This is a genomic window from Pseudoalteromonas sp. HF66, assembly GCF_011806445.1.
GTDB lineage: Bacteria > Pseudomonadota > Gammaproteobacteria > Enterobacterales > Alteromonadaceae > Pseudoalteromonas > Pseudoalteromonas apostichopi.
Window position 1 is genome coordinate 24,797 of the sequence record NZ_JAATOU010000005.1, and the last position, 18,766, is coordinate 43,562.

The 18,766-nt window shown below is 40.9% G+C and carries 16 protein-coding genes; 10 read left to right on the top strand and 6 right to left on the bottom strand.

Annotated elements, in window-relative coordinates; all coding sequences use genetic code 11:
* Nucleotides 1–54 precede the first annotated feature (54 nt).
* Nucleotides 55–441 (top strand): hypothetical protein, encoded by a 387-nt coding sequence (locus HCZ11_RS06925; RefSeq protein WP_130050958.1) that lies wholly within the window; start codon nucleotides 55–57, stop codon nucleotides 439–441.
* 53 nt (nucleotides 442–494) lie between these two features.
* On the opposite strand, the gene HCZ11_RS06930 is transcribed toward HCZ11_RS06925, so the two are convergent.
* Complete coding sequence (locus HCZ11_RS06930) at nucleotides 495–2,417, bottom strand: S9 family peptidase (protein ID WP_167658000.1); 1,923 nt, start codon at nucleotides 2,415–2,417, stop codon at nucleotides 495–497.
* Between the two features lie 181 nt (nucleotides 2,418–2,598).
* Between HCZ11_RS06930 and HCZ11_RS06935 the strand changes: the two genes are divergently transcribed.
* The 5 genes from HCZ11_RS06935 to HCZ11_RS06955 all read left to right on the top strand — a co-directional run bounded on the left by HCZ11_RS06935 (nucleotide 2,599) and on the right by HCZ11_RS06955 (nucleotide 6,447).
* On the top strand, nucleotides 2,599–3,198 hold the full coding sequence (locus tag HCZ11_RS06935; protein WP_167658001.1) for an FMN-dependent NADH-azoreductase: 600 nt from the start codon (nucleotides 2,599–2,601) through the stop codon (nucleotides 3,196–3,198).
* A gap of 133 nt (nucleotides 3,199–3,331) precedes the next feature.
* Nucleotides 3,332–4,828 carry a cryptochrome/deoxyribodipyrimidine photo-lyase family protein gene (locus HCZ11_RS06940; RefSeq protein WP_167658002.1) on the top strand — a complete coding sequence of 499 codons (1,497 nt, stop codon included), beginning with the start codon at nucleotides 3,332–3,334 and terminating at the stop codon, nucleotides 4,826–4,828.
* The gene (locus HCZ11_RS06945; protein WP_167658003.1) at nucleotides 4,818–4,970 is read left to right on the top strand and encodes a DUF2256 domain-containing protein; all 153 of its coding nucleotides are present in this window, start codon (nucleotides 4,818–4,820) and stop codon (nucleotides 4,968–4,970) included. Before HCZ11_RS06940 ends, HCZ11_RS06945 begins: the two co-directional genes overlap by 11 nt.
* An 89-nt stretch (nucleotides 4,971–5,059) precedes the next feature.
* Complete coding sequence (locus HCZ11_RS06950) at nucleotides 5,060–5,488, top strand: OsmC family protein (protein WP_167658004.1); 429 nt, start codon at nucleotides 5,060–5,062, stop codon at nucleotides 5,486–5,488.
* Nucleotides 5,489–5,655: 167 nt separating this feature from the next.
* Nucleotides 5,656–6,447 carry a putative porin gene (locus HCZ11_RS06955; protein WP_167658005.1) on the top strand — a complete coding sequence of 264 codons (792 nt, stop codon included), beginning with the start codon at nucleotides 5,656–5,658 and terminating at the stop codon, nucleotides 6,445–6,447.
* Nucleotides 6,448–6,514: 67 nt separating this feature from the next.
* Here the strand turns inward: HCZ11_RS06955 and HCZ11_RS06960 are convergent, their stop codons facing one another.
* Nucleotides 6,515–8,005 carry a dipeptidase gene (locus HCZ11_RS06960; protein WP_130050952.1) on the bottom strand — a complete coding sequence of 497 codons (1,491 nt, stop codon included), beginning with the start codon at nucleotides 8,003–8,005 and terminating at the stop codon, nucleotides 6,515–6,517.
* A gap of 156 nt (nucleotides 8,006–8,161) precedes the next feature.
* On the opposite strand from HCZ11_RS06960, the gene HCZ11_RS06965 reads away from it, so the two are divergent.
* A complete protein-coding gene (locus HCZ11_RS06965) occupies nucleotides 8,162–8,308 on the top strand; it encodes a DUF2986 domain-containing protein (protein WP_167658006.1) in 147 nt (48 codons plus the stop codon).
* Nucleotides 8,309–8,819: 511 nt separating this feature from the next.
* Nucleotides 8,820–9,677, top strand: a complete 858-nt coding sequence (locus HCZ11_RS06970) for a GyrI-like domain-containing protein (protein ID WP_167658007.1) — start codon at nucleotides 8,820–8,822, stop codon at nucleotides 9,675–9,677.
* A 325-nt stretch (nucleotides 9,678–10,002) separates the two neighbouring features.
* Here HCZ11_RS06970 and HCZ11_RS06975 read toward each other — a convergent pair whose 3' ends face one another.
* Nucleotides 10,003–12,135 (bottom strand): TonB-dependent receptor, encoded by a 2,133-nt coding sequence (locus tag HCZ11_RS06975; protein WP_167658008.1) that lies wholly within the window; start codon nucleotides 12,133–12,135, stop codon nucleotides 10,003–10,005.
* Nucleotides 12,136–12,239: 104 nt separating this feature from the next.
* Nucleotides 12,240–13,091 carry a universal stress protein gene (locus HCZ11_RS06980; protein ID WP_130050948.1) on the bottom strand — a complete coding sequence of 284 codons (852 nt, stop codon included), beginning with the start codon at nucleotides 13,089–13,091 and terminating at the stop codon, nucleotides 12,240–12,242.
* Between the two features lie 268 nt (nucleotides 13,092–13,359).
* Between HCZ11_RS06980 and HCZ11_RS06985 the strand changes: the two genes are divergently transcribed.
* Nucleotides 13,360–14,550, top strand: a complete 1,191-nt coding sequence (locus HCZ11_RS06985) for an MFS transporter (protein ID WP_167658009.1) — start codon at nucleotides 13,360–13,362, stop codon at nucleotides 14,548–14,550.
* Between the two features lie 102 nt (nucleotides 14,551–14,652).
* Here HCZ11_RS06985 and HCZ11_RS06990 read toward each other — a convergent pair whose 3' ends face one another.
* Nucleotides 14,653–14,844, bottom strand: coding sequence for a helix-turn-helix transcriptional regulator (locus tag HCZ11_RS06990; RefSeq protein ID WP_054551820.1), 192 nt, complete (start codon nucleotides 14,842–14,844; stop codon nucleotides 14,653–14,655).
* Nucleotides 14,841–15,269 (bottom strand): hypothetical protein, encoded by a 429-nt coding sequence (locus HCZ11_RS06995; protein WP_167658010.1) that lies wholly within the window; start codon nucleotides 15,267–15,269, stop codon nucleotides 14,841–14,843. Before HCZ11_RS06995 ends, HCZ11_RS06990 begins: the two co-directional genes overlap by 4 nt.
* A gap of 238 nt (nucleotides 15,270–15,507) precedes the next feature.
* On the opposite strand from HCZ11_RS06995, the gene HCZ11_RS07000 reads away from it, so the two are divergent.
* The gene (locus HCZ11_RS07000; RefSeq protein WP_167658011.1) at nucleotides 15,508–18,762 is read left to right on the top strand and encodes a winged helix-turn-helix domain-containing protein; all 3,255 of its coding nucleotides are present in this window, start codon (nucleotides 15,508–15,510) and stop codon (nucleotides 18,760–18,762) included.
* The last annotated feature ends 4 nt before the right edge of the window (nucleotides 18,763–18,766 follow it).

An 18,766-nucleotide genomic window follows, 5' to 3' on the forward strand; every position in this document is an offset into this window, starting at 1 on the left:
CCTTAAAAAAAGCGCATAATCGCGCTAATTTTGTTCCCATAAAAAGGATTTACTATGAAAAAGGCAGCTTTTGCACTTCTTACGCTACTTACACTTTCTGCTTGTAGCACCAGTGTGCCTATTCGTAACTTTGACGCTAACCCTGTACCGCAAATGGCCTCTGGCCAACATGACCTTGAAAGTATCAAAACCAATATTTTAAAAGCATGCATGAAACTAGGCTGGACATGTCGTTCAAATGCCGAAGGTCAAATCTTAGGTAAACTTGATATTCGTAAACATCAATTACGTGTTGATATTACGTTTAACGAGCAAGAATACTCTATTGATTACAAAGATTCGATAAACCTTGATTACAATGGTGAAAAGATTCACCGCCAATACATTAACTGGGTTACCAACTTAATGCGCAATATTGACGCTGAATTAGCCTATAAATAAAATTGACGCAGAATCAGTAATTAAAAAAGGCGACCTAGGTCGCCTTTTCTCTGCTAGTTTTTCAAGTTCTTATCGAAGAATTCTAAAAACGCTTTCAATGTTTTAATTCTATATGGCTGGTGCGATAAGTAATGGTCGCCATCTTCGAGCTCAATATAAGTAACATCTTTGCCTTCGTCTTTAAGTTCATCATCCATTTCACGGCTATGATAAACAGGCACCACATTATCATCAGAGCCATGAACCAATAGCACCGGACGATTAATTTGCTTTGCAAAATTAACAGGCGACACTTTTTCTAGTTTGTCGCCATCAGTCCCAAACTGCTTACGCACAATTTCTTTATTAGTGAAATAACGCGCTTTACTAACAATACGCTCAAGATCAGTAACGCCAGCAAAGCTTGCTGCACATTTGAATGTTTCTGGGTGCTTAACCACCGCCATCAATGCGGCATAACCACCATAACTTGCCCCACCAATACAGATTTTATCTTCATTAGCGATACCTTCTTCAACAAGCCAATTCGCCGCATCTTGCAAATCATCTTGCATTTCTTTACCAAAACCTTGAACTGCAGCCATCTCAAATTCATGCCCATAGCCACTTGAACCACGAAAGTTTGGTTGTAGTACTGCATAACCATTATAAGCAAGTAACGCAGTCCAATAGTCAAAACCAGCGTAATCACGAGCCATAGGCCCGCCATGCGGGAACACAATTGTTGGTAATTTATCACCTTCTTTGTAGCCCACAGGCAAAGTTAAATACCCTTCAATAGTTAAGCCATCACGGGCTTTATAACTGATTTTCTTTTTACCGCTGTAAACTGTGTCATCAATATCTGGAAATGCCGAGGCAAATGCAGTTAATTCGTTAGAATCTCGGTCACCCAACATATAGGTACCAGGGATTTGATCACCTGAAACGTAAACCACGTATTGACGCTGTTCTTTACTGGTATCAATAATATCAATATCAAACTTATCTGCTGGCAATACAGCGCGTAAGCCATTATAAAGGTTGTTTAAATCTTCATCCCAGTAACGGATCCCCTCATCTAATTGAGAGTGCGTAAACCCTGCTACTTCACCAGTAAGTGAAGAATAAAAAATATGACCGTCGAAGTCATAATTATCATCGCTGAACACTAACTCTTTCTTCATGGTCGTTAGGTCCATTTTATAAAGCGCATCATAGCCATCTTTAAGAGCTTTGAAATAAAGAATATTAGGGTCTTTATCGAAGCCCAAAACAGTCACTACATCAGGGCTAAATGCTTTATATTTGAATAACGTATTACGGTTATCTCGATCTTCGTCATAAAGAATATATTCAAATTCGTCTTCATCCATTTTAAGGGCAATACGCACATTACCTTGGCGGTCTGCTGTCCAATCAATAACTTTACTGCGTGAGCGCTGAATTTTTTTCTTACGAAGTGTACTTAAATCAAGTTCATACACGCCAGGGGCATTGGCAACATCAAAGTCACCTTGAACTAAAATTTTATCTTTTTTATCGGGTAAAAAGCTGATGACCTGATCACCAAATTGCGGTTGGCGTTCATCACGATTAAAGTTAGGCTTTATAGCCAGTTTCGCCTTTCCATCACCACCAATTTTATATGCATATAAACGCGTAGAGGTATATTTAGGGCCGCCAAATTGGCGTTGAATATAGCGGGCACCTAAAAGTAGTACCTCATCATTTGCCCATTCATACCAATCGAAGAAAATAGTGTGATTATCTGAACGAATAATAGAATCAGCTTCTTTAGTTTTACGGTTATAAACCATTAAAACCAGCTCACCATTTACATTTCGAATAAACGATAAATTTTTACCATTTGGCGAAAATTTTACTTGGCTAAAAGCGCGTAAAGAGGCAAAAGATTCTACAGGGAGTTGTGTGTTTTCAGCAGCACGGGGCATTAAGCTGAGCACTGCAAAAAATGTAAGCAGTAAGTACTTCATAGTAAAGTCCATTTTTATTGTTCCTACAATAATAACATTAAATTACAAAAGATGACCAGCGGGCATATTTAGGCACAGTTTCATTCGTTTAAAACGAATAAACCACTCGATTAATAGCATTATTAATTTATTTATTGCTAATTATAATGACTGCACAACTTCAGTTTTCTTAGGTGACATGATGAAAAAAGTACTTGTGTTAAATTCATCTTTAAATGGTGAACAAGGTAATTCAACCAAGCTTAGCCAACAATTTGTTGAGCAGCTTGCTAACAACCAACAAATTTCAGTAACAACTCGCGATTTAAGCGACAATGCGATTGCCCACTTAACGCAGACAGAAATGGCTGCTTGGATGACTGATGCAAACGAACGTAGCGATGAGCAAAAAGCCCTTGCTGCAATTTCTGACGATTTAATCGCGGAACTTAACGACAACGAACTTATCGTTATTGGTATGCCAATGTATAACTTTGGTATTCCATCAACATTTAAAGCTTGGATTGATCGTATTGCTCGTGCTGGTATTACATTTAAATACACTGAGCAAGGACCTGTGGGTTTAATTAAAGACAAAAAAGTCGTAGTACTTGCAGCGCGTGGTGGTATCTATCAAGGCACCGACATGGATACCCAAACTAAATACTTAAAAGATGTACTTGGTTTTGTGGGTATGACAGATGTTAACTTTATTTATGCTGAAGGCTTAGCGATGCCGGGCGCAGAGGAAAGCTTAGAAACGGCGGCAAATGAGATTAAATCTTTCGCTGCTTCAATCTAAAACGCCAATACCTTAAAGCTAAGCAATAAAGCGGTCATCATGACCGCTTTATTATTATCTGTACTCAACTCTTAGTAATCTAAAACGCTTTATAACCCGTATTGCTGCTCAGAAGTTAAAAGTAGCAATAGTCATGAGTAATTTAAAAAAACAAGCAATTAATATAGTGTGGTTCAAGCGTGATTTAAGGTTTTCTGATCACACACCTCTTGCCAAAGCAGTACAATCTGATCTCCCTTGCTTGTTAGTTTATAACTTCGAGCCTTTGCTGATTGAAGACCCTCATTACAGCTTAAGACATTGGCGCTTTGTTTATCAGTCATTAGTCGATATGAATAAACAACTTAAAAAGTATCAGACTCAAGTTGCTATTTATAATCAAGAAATGATCAGTTTATTTAAAACACTTAATGATGAATTTGAAATAAAGACCGTATACAGTCATCAAGAAATTGGCCTACTAAACACCTACAACAGAGACAAAGATGTTAGGCATTGGCTTGAAAAAAGAGCAATTACATGGAATGAAACACCTCTGGGCGGTGTAATTAGAGCTCGTCCCAAACAATGTGACTGGCAAGATCACTGGCACACAGTGATGAATGAATCCCTTGATAACCCTGACTGGCTCAAGTTTAAAGCAATACTACCTAAAAAATATCAAATACCGAACTACATAAATAAATTAGTATCCCATGATAAATATTTTCAATATGGCGGACCTCATGCTGCTAGAGCTACCCTGAGGAGTTTTATCGAAAGTCGTGCTGCAGGTTATCAAAAAGGAATTTCCAGCCCATCACAAAGTAGGTATGCATGCTCTAGGCTCTCTCCTTATTTAGCATGGGGAAATTTAAGTCTGAGACAAGTTTATCAGACATTAAAGTATTACCTCCCCAAGCAACCAAGAAGCTGGCGTCGTTCATTACATGCTTTTGAGTCTAGGCTTCATTGGCATTGTCATTTTATGCAAAAGTTCGAAACTCAATGCAGTATGGAGTTTGCACCGCAAAATGCAGGCTACCTGCGTTACCCTTATCGCGATGATGAACTCGTTGCAGAGCACTTAAAGCGCTTTGAGCAAGGTCAAACAGGTATTCCTATTATTGATGCTTGCATGCGCTGTCTAGCAGCAACGGGTTACATTAACTTTCGAATGCGCGCTATGTTAGTGAGTTTTATGACCCATCATATGAATATCCATTGGCAATCAGTCAGCTTTATTTTATCGCGTTATTTTTTAGATTTTGAGCCGGGTATTCACTACCCACAAATCCAAATGCAAGCATCGGTCACAGGAACTAACACTATTCGTTTATATAACCCAATTAAGCAATCAAAAGACAAAGATCCTGATGGCTTTTTTATTAAAACCTGGTGCCCTGAGCTTAAAGAATTACCCATAGAGGATCTCCACCAGCCATGGCAACAGCCACCAATGGAAGCCGTGTTTAATAATTTTAAACTCGGCGAGGACTACCCAGAGCCCATGGTCGATATAGAACGCGCTGCCAAGGATGCTCGTGAGCGATTATGGTCATTTCGAGAGCGTGATGATGTGAAGCGTGGCACAAAAGCCGTACTACGCCAGCATATTACAAGCCTTAAAAAGCAACAGCATGGTTCATAAAAAGCTTAATTTACCCAGCAAAACTTGCCCAGTTTGTGACAGGCCATTTATATGGCGTAAAAAGTGGCAGCGTGACTGGGAGCATGTTAAATACTGCTCTGAGCGTTGCAAGCGCGAAGCGAAAAGAAATATTGGCGTTTAAGTTGCACTTATATCGTTAACTCACAGTTTTCGGCACAAAACCCTGAAAGCCTTTCACGGTAGCCGAAAAAATTTACAAAGGAGATGACAATGACGATTAAAAAATCTGCACATACGAGTTGGTCTGGTGATATTAAATCTGGCAAAGGCTATATTTCTAGTCAAAGCGGTGCGCTTGATAAACAGCCATTTGGTTTTAATACTCGCTTTGAAGATAAGCCAGGTACTAACCCTGAAGAACTGGTTGCAGCGGCACACAGTAGCTGTTTTAGCATGGCGCTATCGCTGGCATTAACAGAAGCAGGCTTTGTCGCTGACGACATAACTACCAAAGCAACAGTGAGCCTTGATGAAGTTGATGACGGCTTCGAAGTGAGCCACATTGCACTTGATGTCAGCGCGAAAATAACTGAAATTTCGACCGAAAAGTTTGAGCAACTTTGCGAGCAAACCAAGCAGGGCTGCCCTATTTCTAAACTGATGAATGCCGAAATATCACTCACCACAAAGCTTAATTAATCACACTTGGCCAAGCGTTGCTTGGCCTTTTCATACCAATATGCTTAATTAAGTATTATGGCGATTAGTTATGCGACTCTTACAAACCCACAACACTTTATTACAATGTAAATACCAGCTTGTTGTATTATGTTTCTGAAACAAAACCAAATACAACAAGGATATGTATGTTTAAACAACTAGCCCCTATTGCTCTTGCAACACTTGCTTATTCAAGCTGCTCAATCGCAACAGAACAACAAGTAAATAAACAATGGTTCAATAGTATCGACTATACGCACATCGAGAATAACAGATATAGTTTTAATGCTTACCAATTAGTGAGCCATTACTACTTTGAGGAGCAGCAGAGCTCGGGTGTGCTCGATGATTATGGCTACCTAGATACAGATTCAAACATCCGAGTGAATTACTTTAATAGCGATTACACTGATTATCTTGGCATGTTTGGTGAAGGTTATTATAAAAATTGGTTTGTTACAGGTGAAATTTACGATGTTGATGATACTGATGACTATACCTTAGGAATAGGCTACTTATTTATTGATGCCTTAAAAGTCTCTGTAAATAGGGATGTGCGTGAATATGGTGATGATTATTTTCGCTTAAAAGCCCAGTATAACCTCCAAATCAACGATAAGGATTACCTTGGTTTTAGCGCAGAAACAGATGATGAACTCGACGTTTGGAATGTCTCTGCCAGATACTTTAATCATTTAAGCGGCAGCCATTACATTACCGTCGATGTTGGCCACCAAGACAGCCTTTATGAATCAGCAAGCAATGCCATGATCAGCTACTACTTCGGCGATCACTATGCCATAGGTGCAGGGTTGGATGACTCTGAACTCGTTTTACAAGGTAAGTACTTTATTAACGATCGCTATTATTTAACCGCGAATTACACTGAAAGCGGCTCTGCTGAACTTTATAACCTTAAGTTTGTTGCCCAATTCTAAATAGGAATGAGTCACCAGTTTTAAACAAAAACGCCACTTTAAAAGTGGCGTTTATTAGTATGTAGAATTACATATTACCTAGCTTCATCATCATTGCAGTGTACATCTTTAAGTTCAGTGCTAACTGCTCTTCAGTAATAAACTCATGCTCTGAGTGGCCTGTGTACTTTTTACCTGGCATTGATGGACCGAATGACACCGCATTATCAAATAGCTTAGCATTTGTGCCACCACCGATTGATACAAAGCCCGCGTCTTTATCGCCGGTAAAGTGCTTAAAGATATCGAGTAGCGCTTCTGCATGAGGCGCACCATCTAATAGCATTGGCGTACCAATTACCACTTTAGTGTCTTTTAACGTAACATTATTCGTGGTTTGCCAAGCACTAAGCGCTTCATTAATTTGCTGCCTAAGCACGGTTTCTTGTTTACCCACTGGACGACGCATATTAATCGACAGTTTAATGTCGTTACCGTCGCGGCTTAATAAAGTTGGCGAAACGGTCATCGGACCCATAAAGTCATGCTTGTAACCGATTTCACCGAATTGCGCGCCATATAAATCAAGACCAATTAGCTGATTGATAAACTCAATTGCTTGACCATCGCTATTGTTCTCAAGATCGATGCCTTTGAAGATTTCAGCAAGGTGAGCAATCGCATTTTCACCCGCTTCTGGCTCAGAAGAATGCGCTGAAATCCCCTTCACTTTCACTAACAAACCATTTGCTTGCTCAGTCATCGCCACTTTGACGTTTTTAAGCTTAGCGACATTATCGTGTAATTTAGCCACAGTCGCCGCATCAGCGTTATGCACTAACACACTGGCATCTTCAGGGATTTGGCTAACAAAGGCGCCGCCTTTTAAGTCACTGACATATAAACCTGTTTGTGCTGAGGTTGCTGAGAAAGTCGGCGCAATTAAGCTCCAGCCTTTTTCTGCAACAACCACAGGGTATGAAGCATCAATAGTGACAGCATATTTAGGTTGCTGATAGGTTTTCATGAACTCTTCGAGTGGTGCCCAATCTGATTCTTCAGCAAGGTAAACCATTAATTCAATACGGTTATTTAAAGTAATGCCGTTGTCTTTAATCGCCTTCATTGCATGCAATGCAGTCGCAATAGCACCTTTGTCATCTTCTGTCCCACGGGCTATTAGCTTTCCTGGCTCAGAGGTTTTATCCATTTTAAATGGACTTTGCTGCCATTTACTGGCATCTGCTGGCTGCACATCACCATGGGTTACTATGGTTACTTTGTCAGCTTGGTTACCCATGCCAATTAATACTGTGTAGCCTAAATCTTGGTAATCAAAACCAAACTGCGCCGCTTTCATTTTTAAGAACGACTTAAAGCCAATGAAATCAGGGTTATCAGGAGTCGCTAGACCTTCTTTATTCACTGTTGGGTACGAAACTAAATTCTCTAAGGTATGAATTTGCGCTTGTTGATATTGCTCTACCGCGTAGTTAGCCAGCTTTTCACTTTGCTCAGACACAGCTGCCTGACTAGAGAAAGCACTTAATAAAAATGCAGCAAGTAATGAATGTTTCAAGATAAGCTCCAGAGTTTAAGAAGGTTTTTAGAAAGTCGCCTTGATTGTAACGCTTATAACGCCGACATAACATCTCTAATTCAAGCAAAATAGATCGCTTAAAAATACCAACAAGGTACAATAGCCACTCACCCTATTAATTCGTTTGTTAGACTCATGAACCGCAGAAAAAAGATCTTCACTAAACTTAAGCAAAAAGATAAGCGCGCCAATGCAAAATTGCATAAAAGCAATAAACCGGCATACATCTCAAAAGCAGAACGCGATAAATTAGCACAGCAAGAAACTGAGCAGGAAAGTTAAAATACCTAGCGGTCAGCGGTAAGATTGTAGGCGCGATTTTACATCGCGCAACACGCGAAATAAACTTCACGCTTCTTCAAGACATTTTTTTGCACAAAGAGGTTAAGAGGCGCTGCGCTTTAGAGAAAATAACAAGTAATCAATTGTTTCCCCTCATTATCTTCTCATTCACTTCTCATTCACTTCTCATTGTGCAATTTGTTTTAACGCGAAATAAATTTCACGTCTACATCAAAGATACTTATTGCACAAAGAGGTTAAGAGGCGCTTCGCGCTACACAAAGAAATACTAAACCCCATAAAGAGAATAAGAAGCGCTGCGCTCTAGATAAAAAAGTATTTATTCAATTATCTTACCCTGATTTCTTCAAGGAGCTTCTAACGCTTTCTCTGACTTAAAAGCAGCTGCTACAATTCGTGAATGTTAAGCAAAATGCGCAATTTCAATCAGGTAACGACTTAGGGGCCATGGCAAACTGGCCTCACTTCTGAAAAGCATTAACGAGTAACTATGAAAACGAGGCAACAACAACGCATTGAGCTAGTCTGTGACTATATTAGTCAGCATCTTGATGAACCTTTATCACTGGAGACACTGAGTGAGGTGGCATGTTGCTCGAAATATCATTTTCATCGTTTATTTGTCGCGGGGGTTGGCCTAAGTGTCACCAAATATGCGCAACTTGCGCGCTTAAAGCGGGCCTCATTTCGAATTGCATTTGAGCATCAACTTAAAGTTATTGATATTGCATTAGAAGCGCAATTTGATAGCCCAGAAGCATTTAGCCGTGCTTTTAAGCGCACATTTAAGCAGTCTCCAAGCGAATTCAGAAGCAAACCAAACTGGCCTAATTGGCACTCACAGTTTGAATTTTCATTACCCGATAAAAAGGTTTGCCCTATGAACGTAAACATTGTTGATTTTAAAGCACAGCCTGTGGCGTTACTTACCCACCAAGGCGCTGCAAATACCCTTATGAATACCGCTGCACAATTTATTGAGTGGCGCAAAGAGTCAGGCTTTTCACCCGTTAAAACGAGTAATACTTATGGGATCCCATATAGCGATCCGGCAACGACTGAAGACCATGCATTTCGTTTTGACTTTGCAGGCAGTATCACCTCACCGATTACTGAAAACCCGCAAGGCGTGCGTAATGGTGAAATCCCAGCAGGACGCTGTGCAGTAGTACGTCATAATGGTTCTCATGACACCATTAGCGATACAGTTTACTACTTATACCGTGAATGGCTGGTGCAAAGTGGCGAAGAGGTCCGAGACTTCCCTTGCTTTTTTCATTACCTCAACCTCATCCATGAGGTAGATGAATGTGACCTGCAAACGGATATATATTTGCCGATAAAATGATTGCGAGTTGCGAGTTGCGAGTTGCGAGTTGCGAGATATTGTAGGCGCGATTTTATATCGCGCAATATAAAAAGATAACGCGCGAAATAAATTTCACGCCTACGACAGCTTATTTCACATTTTTATCGGACACGTGACCTGACTCGCTAACTATACTCTCGTAACTAGAAACTCTGGTTTTTAATCTGAAAGCTGACGGCTCGTCATTATCTTTGTGAAGATATTTTCGGCACTAAAGTACCTCCTACGAGCAAGGCATTTGGTAAAGGCCTGTAAGCAACACCGTTCAGCTTCAAACTGACAGCTGAAAGCTGATAGCTTTCCCCTAAAACCTATAACTCACACTGGCATTATACGAGCGGCCTTGTCCGGCAAGTTGCTCAAAGCCATTGCTCATATCTTGCTTGTAATTAGCAATACTTACACCGCCAAGTGGCTGTTGGTAGTATTCATCAAGTAAGTTAGTAATTGCCAACTTAAAGGTTAAATTTTGCCACGTTTTCTGACTTGAGATAGCCAATAGCTGATAGCTGTCGGTTTGGTTTTCTAAACGACGCTCATCAACATTAGTTTTACTATCAACCCACTGCCAGCTCAGTGCGTTTTGCCAGCCTTTGTATTCGTGCTCTAGGCTCAGCTCAGTGCGCAGTGGCATAATTTGATATAAGTCTTCATTGCTATCATCACGCTCGCCATGTGTACTGGTTAGTGAGCCTTTTAACTGCCACTTTCCTGCTTGCTTTGTATTGTAAAGCTCTACCAAGCCTGCCAGTTTTGCACCGTAAAGAGTGGCATCTAGATTCGTAAAGGTAAGAATATTACGCTTGGTATGCGCCATGTCAGTGCGATTAAAACTCTTAGTAACTTCAGCATCAATATAATCATTTACTTGCGTGTACCAAACATTTGTGGTTATTTGCCAGCTATCGTCTTTGGCTAATTTGGTGTAGCTAGAGCTTAATGTGTGGGCTGTTTCGGCTTCTAAATCTGGGTTACCAATATAACCGTTACCATCGCCAAACCAACCAATCATGGTGGTTGCCATCGTGCCGACACCCCAGCTATAACGCTCATATAAATTGGGTGCGCGGTTTTTACGAGCTAAACCAAATTGCAGCTCATCGTTGTTCGATAATTGATAGCGAGCAAGTAAGCTAATATCAACTAAAGTGTCGTCACGTTTACGGTCTAATTGGTTAAACTCCATCGCAGCTTGGGCATCGGTTTTTGACATATCCATCATCGATCCCATATGACCCATGCCGCCCATACCACCTTCGTTATAAGCCTGCACTTCGCCAGTATCTGTGGTTACTTGCTCAACACGAACACCTGCCGATACCCACCATGCTTGGTTTACTTGGTTTTGATACTCAGCAAATGCCGCAAGGCGGTCACGTTTGCCATCATTAATGTTTACGTATTCATTTGGGCCCATCATCATTGACCCTGCAACCGCTGGCCACCAATCATCAATTCGATAACCGTAATATTCTTGCCCTATCATTAGTGACGACTGTTTTGATAAATCAGTGCGCCAGTGAATTTGATAACTGTAATCTTGTGCATCGGTATTCATTGGCATCATGCCGGTTTTCTCATTACTGAAAAAACCCATTTCGTGTTTTACATCATGCGCATTCACTTGCACCTGCAAATCACCATTTTCAAGCTCACGTTGATACTGAGCAACGAAACCATAGCTGGTGTTATCGGTCATATCCATGTATTGATTAGGAAAGCCTTGGTAAGGAATCTTTTGATGCGTCAGTTTAACTACAAGCTGTTGCTTCTCATCACGAATAGCGCCTGTTAAAGCATGATTTTGCACTCGATATAAGGTATCAAGTACACGCTCACCATGCCCATCATCATAGCTGTTAGCATCTTCAAAGCTACCTTGGTAAGACAAGCTAAACTGTTTGCTAGCAAGGCTTGCACCTAGGGCGTATGCTTGGCTGTCGTTAACGCTCTTATACTGGGCAGTAACATAGCCAGCACGCCAGTTAACTGAGTCTGTATCACTAAATTCAGGGGCAATCGTATTTACCCTGATAACACCAGCAATATTATCACCGCCACTGCTTACCGGTGATACACCAGCAACAACACTATAAGAGGCAATTTGGTTTGCCGACACATAAGAGAGTGGCGGGTTCATTTGGTTAGCACACGCTGCTGTGACATCAGCACCATCAACTAAAACTTTAACTCTATCTCCCATCATGCCGTTCATCACCGGCAAGTTAGACACACCTCCGGCTGCTGAAAAATCAACACCTAAATCTTTCAGTAATGAGTCAGCAGAGCCAACTAATTGATGGTTGTTTTGGGCATGACCTTGCACTTCTATCACTTCAATAGAATCATCAGCAAAGGCAGAAATACTTAAAACACAGCTAAGTGCTGCAGCAATTTTAGAAAATAAAAAACCAGGGCGAGAAGATTGTGTGTTCATAACTCTTTTAAAATCAAAGCAAATAATTAATGACGCCGATTATAAAACTCATTAATTAGTCTGAACACGTGACATATTGTCGCACCCTGTCACAGGTAAATAACTTAGCGCAGCACCACTAAAGGAATACGGCTATCTTCAATCATTTTTAAGGTCGTGCTGCCTAAAAAGAATTGCCGCCATTTAGAATGACCAAATGCGCCCATCACCATTAAGTCAACGGCATGGTCACTTTTATATCGCCACAAAGCTTGGTAAACATCGCCATCGAGCATGCGCGCTCTGACATTAAAGCCGTTTTCAGCCAGCCTTGCTGAGGCGGTATCAAGTTTGTCTTGGCTGTGACCATCTTGTTTATCCACCATCACCAAGTGGCAATCTAAGCCAGATAAAATGCCACCATTGATAATTTGTGTAATCGCTTTGTCGGTACTTTCGCTGCCATCATAAGCCAGCATAAAATTTGTAGGCTCATGAAATTGCGGCGGCACAATCGCAACCGGGGTATGCACCTGACGGATCAGCGTTTCAATATGCGAGCCCAGTACTTTAAAATCATCGTAATGGCCTTTACCTGAGCGGCCAATAATCATCACGCGGGCATTGTCTTCATGTTCAAGTAAGGCATCAACAAGACTCATTGAAAGCTGCTGTTGCTCAATCTCGGTTAGGCCTGCATGCTCGGCTTTTTTCATTGCTTCATCAAGCAATAATTGACCATGCTGCGACGCTACTTTGTTGCGCTCTTGTTCAAGTTTTGCCAATTGCTCTAACAATGAGGTTTGCGAGCCTAAACCAATAATTGCGGTTAAATCATCACTGCCCTGCGGCAAAGGTGGCTCTAAAGCATGCAGAAAATTTATCGGATGGCTGGAGCGCTTAGAAATCCAAATAGCCGCTTCTGTCACCGCATCGGTCATGCATGAACCGTCGATACAGGCAAATATCTTTTTCATTGCGCTCTCCTTTAAACCAATTTAATTAACCAAGTATAGTTGGCTTTTCATCTGTATTTAATTTGAACAGCAAAGACTTAAGAAGTTCAGGTTATTTTCTTATAGCAAACAAATATAGAACGTTCCAAAAAGTACTGTATCAACCCCGTTAATTTGTATTACAATAGCGCTGGGCACACATCTCTACTCCAGAACAAAGTATTTGTTACTGGCATTTTCAATTATCAAAAATCTATTTTGTTTTTAAATTTATTTTTAAAGGAATTACATGACTAACGTAGCCAACCCCCAAGGCAACGCAAGCACGTTTACCATTCTGATAGTATTGGCTTTAGGCACATTCATTTTAGGCCTATCAGAGTTTTCTATGATGCCAATGTTGCCCTTGATCAGCGAAACATTTTCGTCTACGCCAGCGCAAAGTGGTTATGCCATCAGTGCTTACGCAATAGGCGTAGTCGTCGGTGCCCCACTCTTTATGATCACAACCGCCAACATGCGTAAGCGCAATGCACTGTTGATGTTTGTCAGTATGATGTTTTTATTCAATGGTTTAAGTGCTTTTGCAAACTCACTTGAGCAACTTATTTTATTTCGCTTTTTAAGTGGTTTACCACACGGTGCCTACTTCGCCGCTGCTATTTTATTAGCCGCCGATATCGCCCCTGCCGATAAACGGGCAAGCTTTATGTCAAAAGTATTTATGGGTTTAACCATTGCTACTATCGTTGGCGTGCCCATGGTCACCCTTGTGGGTCAAAACTTTAGCTGGCGTTATTGTTTGGCGGGCACCGCTGTACTTGCGTTAGTTGCCTTGGTATTGATTGTGAAATACGTACCTAACGTAAAAAATACCGCACCAACATCGATTCTCGATGAGTTAAGTGTATTAAAGAACAAGCTCGTATGGACCATTCTAGGTATCATCATTATTGGTTTTGGTGGTGTATTTTGTGTTTACACTTACATTGCTGACACTATTTTAGAAGTCACCCATACCCCTGCTTACACTATCTCTATTGCCATGATCATGTTTGGTATTGGCTGTACTTTAGGTAACTACGTATTAGGTAAAGCCGCCGACCACTCACCGCTGAAAACAACAGGCGCAGCGCTAATTGGTGCTATAGTATTTGCTGCCAGTTATGTAAGCGCCAGCCACAATATTTGGCTGTTATATGCGGTTATTTTCTTTATTGGCTTTAGCGTGGGTTTAGGTACTGTGATCCAATCGCTATTAATGGATGTATCACCACAAGGCCACGCCATGATAGGCGCACTTGTGCAATGTGCGTTTAATACAGCCAATGCCATTGGCCCTTGGCTTGGCGGCATGGCTATTGCCGAAGGCGCACTGCCAAGTCAAACAGGCTATGTTTCGGCGGCACTATTCTTAGGTGGCTTTTTAATGTGGTCGTTAAGTGCGATGCAGATGAAAAGACAAAGCTGTAAGCCTTAAGCTCTCAAAAATGTAGCAGCGATTTTATATCGCGTAGGATAAGTGGCGTTTAACCTGAATGATTTAACATTCGGCGTTAAAACGCCTCCTACGCTATCAGACTTACTCATCCTGAAATATCTCTTCGATACTCAGGTTAAATAAACGCGCGGCTTTAAATGCTAATGGCAAACTTGGGTCAAATTTACCTTTTTCAATCGCATTAATGGTTTGCCTAGACACATCCAAAAGCTCTGCGAGTTTCGCTTGGGTGTAGTTGTGCTCAGCACGAAGCACTTTCAAGCGGTTTTTCATTCTTCGCCCTCGTCGTTTAACTGCTTATTCATCATTAAAAGACTCACTAAATAGGTTAAGCTCATAAAGATTACGAGGTGCGATATATCTTCTTTAAAGCTTATTAAACCGCTTGATTGCACCACCGAATAAGCTAAACCAAATACCAAGCTTGCACCCAAAGTAATGGCCATTGCATTAAGGTGCACACGCTGCTGAAGCTCATCCATTCCTTGTAGTTGTCGCTTGTTCGATAAAATCATCATGATGCCAACTACGACATTAATTAAGATTGCTACAACACTAAAAACAGCCTGCTCTTGCCATAAAAAATGTGGTCCAAATGAGGCAATTGCTAAAGTAATCACCCATGCTGATGTCCATTTAGCGAGGTTTAGCGTGTTCTGCTTATTACGCTGTTTAAAGGTTAATCCTGTTTGATTCATTATTCTCACCTTAAAAGTAAAGTAAACTTGACTAAAGATTAATCTAGCAACACAAAAAGTCAAACAAACTTTACAAAAAGTTTTATATACACGACATCAATATGATTTTTTAATGTCAGAAAAGGCAAGGTGCTTGCTGTTAATCTCATAATATTGTATTAATCAAAGTATCGCGTAGTCTTATAAAAAATCGGTCCAATCGGACTGCGTTTCTAACAATAACAATGAAGATAACACTATGAATACGGCACTGTTTTTCGTTGGAGAATGGCAAGTTACCCCGGCTACCAACTCAATCCGACGCGGTGAGCAAACAAAGCATCTTGAACCCAAGGCGATGGATGTATTACTGCTGCTATGCGAAAAACAAGGTGAGCTACTAACAAGTGAAGAAATTATCAGCCATTGCTGGCCAAATGTAGCGCTGGGTGACAACCCCCTGCATAAAGTGATCACCCAATTACGTAAAGCCTTTGACGATAAAGCAAGCGATCCGCATTACATAGAAACCATTCGTAAACGCGGTTATCGAGTAATTGCCGAAATCAACTTTCCACTCAACGAAGAACAAAAAGCCAACCAAACCAGTTGGCAAGGTGATTCTCCCTTTGTTGGCTTAAGTGCGTTTGCACCAGAGCAAGCCGATGTATTTTTTGGTCGTAACAAACAAATTGCCACCTTGTTACAGCGAGTGTCGGCTCAAATTGAGTTTGGTCGCGCATTTTGCTTAATTTTGGGAGCCAGTGGTTCAGGTAAATCGTCGTTAGTTAACGCAGGTGTATTGCCCGCTTTAATGTCGAGTAATGGCTACGATGGCATTAGAGTACACAGTTACTGCCAACTCGACTTTGCCGATGTTAGTAAAGAGCGCTTACTGCTTGATTTAGCCTCAACCTTGCTCGATTTAGAAATAAACGACGCACCTGTACTTAGCGATATAAGCGCCGATGCGTTGGCTGAATTGTTATTAACAGATCCAGAACAGGTTATTTCCCGCTGTAAAGCAGCACTTGTAGCGCTAAATGCAGAGCGCACTACGCCCTATCTATTTTTATTTATCGACCGGCTCGAAGTGCTATTGTCATCGCCGCTATTTAGCGATGACGAGCGCAACCAGCTGTTAGCACTTATTGAGCGCCTAGCAACAAGTGGCTGCATGATCATTTTTAGTGCCTGTCGTAATGACTTTTACCCGCAAGTAGTGAGTCAACCAAGTTTAATGGCAGGCAAAGCCAATGGCGCACATTTTGATTTATTAGCGCCAACTCGCTCTGAGCTTAAGCAAATGATCCGTTTGCCAGCACTTGCAGCAGACTTAAGTTGGCAACATCACCCAGAGCATCACACACCGCTTGATGAACAACTTTGTAACGATACTGCCAATAACCCTGATGCATTGCCGATGCTGCAATACACCTTGCAGCAGCTTTATTTACAGCGCAGCCCAGACAACGAATTATTGTTTTCTGAATACCAAGCCCTAGGCACCATCGAAGGAGCCATCGGCAAAAAAGCCGAACAGGTATTTTGCCAATTACCCAAAGACCAACAAACTGAACTTGCCGCAGTCCTTTCTAAGCTGATCACTTTAAGCCCAGATGGCGAAACACTCACTAGCCGTGCAGCGCGTTGGAGCGAATTAACCAGCCCTGCTGCGACCAAGCTTGTTCAGGCCATGGTCGACAGCCGCTTGTTTGTATCGCACCTTAAAAATGAGCAAGCCTGCTTTAGCCTTGCCCACGAAGCGCTGCTACGCCATTGGCAACGCGCCATAGATTGGGTGCAAGAGCACCAACAAAGCTTAGCAATTCAAAGCCGTGTGCAACTAGCTACCGAGCGCTGGCTGACTGAGCATAAACACAGCGACTTTTTATTAGCGCAAGGCAAACCGCTACAAGAAGCACAAAGCCTAGTTAAAAACCCTATGTTTAGCTTATCGAGTGACGAACAAGCGTTAATTAAAGCTTCTAACAACAAAGCCAAACGTAAAAAACGCGTGTTACAAATAACAGCGGCTGCACTTGTGTGCTTAACCTTTATTGCCACATTTATGAGCGTACGCAGCTATCACGCCGAACAAATAGCAAAACAAAAACGCCAAGAGGCCGAAAGTTTATTGGGTTTTATGGTTGGTGAATTTGCCGACAAACTCAGAAGCGTTGAACGTATGGATTTACTTGATGGTATTAGCAATAAAGCCCTTGAGTATTTTACCAACCAAGACGAAGAAACAGCGTCACTGTTTGACTTTAGCGATAAACAAGCCCAGTTTAATAACCGTTTTCAATACGCTCAAACCTTAGAGGCCATGGGCGAAGTGGCGTACTCTCGCGGCAAAACCGACGAAGCCCTCACCGCCTTTGAAAATGCGCGAACGCGCCTAGAATCTTTACTAAAAGTTCAACCCAACAACCTTGATTTACTAATGCTCGCAGGGGCCAATGCCTTCTGGCTTGGTAATTTAACTTATGAGCAAAGTAATTATTTAGCGACTGAGCCAATGTTCAAACGATACTTGGCTTACAGCGAAATGATGTATCAGCTTGCCCCTAATGACTTTAATTCAATTATGGAGCTATCTTACTCACACAATTCACTTGGCTCGCTGTATTTAAAACAGTTTAATTACGCACTTGCAAAACAAAGCTTTACTGAATCCTTAAAACTTAAAAACCAAGCTCTTGAGCTTAAACCTAATAACAAAAATTTATTACGCGATAAGACAGATACTATCAGCTGGATTGCAACCACAGAAGAAAGGCTCGGTAATTTAAACGCTGCACTCGAAATGCTTGAACAAGCTTCTCAACAGCTAGTCAACATGCTTAAAACGTCACCGAATGATGCAAGTTTGCAAAGTCATTTAGCAAACACTTATATGCAGCAAAGCTTTTTATTGAGCTACTTCCCAAGTAAGAGAGCGGCATTTTTAAAAGCAGAAAAAGCAACTAATGCGATTAATCAAGCAAGAATACAAGATCCAAAAAATCAAAACTTTCAACGCACCTTTTATAGAACGCTTGCATACCAATTAATGCTGTTAGATAAAAATAAAACTAGTGAAAGGGTAAAAGATGTTTTGAGTTACATTGATAATCAAGGGTTTTCAAATACAACTTTAATAAACATTCAAATAAGTGTCATTCATTATTTAATAAATAGAAATCTTTTAAGTGAAGCCGAAGTCCATTTATTAAAATTAGAAAGAAACTCAGACTTTATTGAGAGATTGTCTGATACTAAAAAAATAGAAAACAACTCTATTCTAATAAGGGTTAACTTAATTAAAGCAAAGCTTGCTGAAGACAAGATAGCAAGACAACAAGCATGCCAAGAAGCTATTAATGCAATTGAAGAAAATAATAACGGCGATAAAAGTATAAAAAGAACTTACCCACTTATTCAAGCCTACACCTGTTTAAACAAGGAAAGTGAGGTAGGCACAATTAAAAGTAAACTAATAGAGTTAGGTATTACTAACTTTGTTCTATAAAAAA

What these genes read in the sequence shown, in the direction of transcription:
- HCZ11_RS06980 (WP_130050948.1), bottom strand. Translation starts at nt 13,091, where the DNA reads ATGAAAAAGATATTTGCCTGTATCGACGGTTCATGCATGACCGATGCG.
- HCZ11_RS06985 (WP_167658009.1), top strand. Translation starts at nt 13,360, where the DNA reads ATGACTAACGTAGCCAACCCCCAAGGCAACGCAAGCACGTTTACCATT.
- HCZ11_RS06950 (WP_167658004.1), top strand. Translation starts at nt 5,060, where the DNA reads ATGACGATTAAAAAATCTGCACATACGAGTTGGTCTGGTGATATTAAA.
- HCZ11_RS06935 (WP_167658001.1), top strand. Translation starts at nt 2,599, where the DNA reads ATGAAAAAAGTACTTGTGTTAAATTCATCTTTAAATGGTGAACAAGGT.
- HCZ11_RS06940 (WP_167658002.1), top strand. Translation starts at nt 3,332, where the DNA reads ATGAGTAATTTAAAAAAACAAGCAATTAATATAGTGTGGTTCAAGCGT.
- HCZ11_RS06995 (WP_167658010.1), bottom strand. Translation starts at nt 15,269, where the DNA reads ATGAATCAAACAGGATTAACCTTTAAACAGCGTAATAAGCAGAACACG.
- HCZ11_RS06945 (WP_167658003.1), top strand. Translation starts at nt 4,818, where the DNA reads ATGGTTCATAAAAAGCTTAATTTACCCAGCAAAACTTGCCCAGTTTGT.
- HCZ11_RS06975 (WP_167658008.1), bottom strand. Translation starts at nt 12,135, where the DNA reads ATGAACACACAATCTTCTCGCCCTGGTTTTTTATTTTCTAAAATTGCT.
- HCZ11_RS06955 (WP_167658005.1), top strand. Translation starts at nt 5,656, where the DNA reads ATGTTTAAACAACTAGCCCCTATTGCTCTTGCAACACTTGCTTATTCA.
- HCZ11_RS06930 (WP_167658000.1), bottom strand. Translation starts at nt 2,417, where the DNA reads ATGAAGTACTTACTGCTTACATTTTTTGCAGTGCTCAGCTTAATGCCC.
- HCZ11_RS06970 (WP_167658007.1), top strand. Translation starts at nt 8,820, where the DNA reads ATGAAAACGAGGCAACAACAACGCATTGAGCTAGTCTGTGACTATATT.
- HCZ11_RS07000 (WP_167658011.1), top strand. Translation starts at nt 15,508, where the DNA reads ATGAATACGGCACTGTTTTTCGTTGGAGAATGGCAAGTTACCCCGGCT.
- HCZ11_RS06925 (WP_130050958.1), top strand. Translation starts at nt 55, where the DNA reads ATGAAAAAGGCAGCTTTTGCACTTCTTACGCTACTTACACTTTCTGCT.
- HCZ11_RS06990 (WP_054551820.1), bottom strand. Translation starts at nt 14,844, where the DNA reads ATGAAAAACCGCTTGAAAGTGCTTCGTGCTGAGCACAACTACACCCAA.
- HCZ11_RS06965 (WP_167658006.1), top strand. Translation starts at nt 8,162, where the DNA reads ATGAACCGCAGAAAAAAGATCTTCACTAAACTTAAGCAAAAAGATAAG.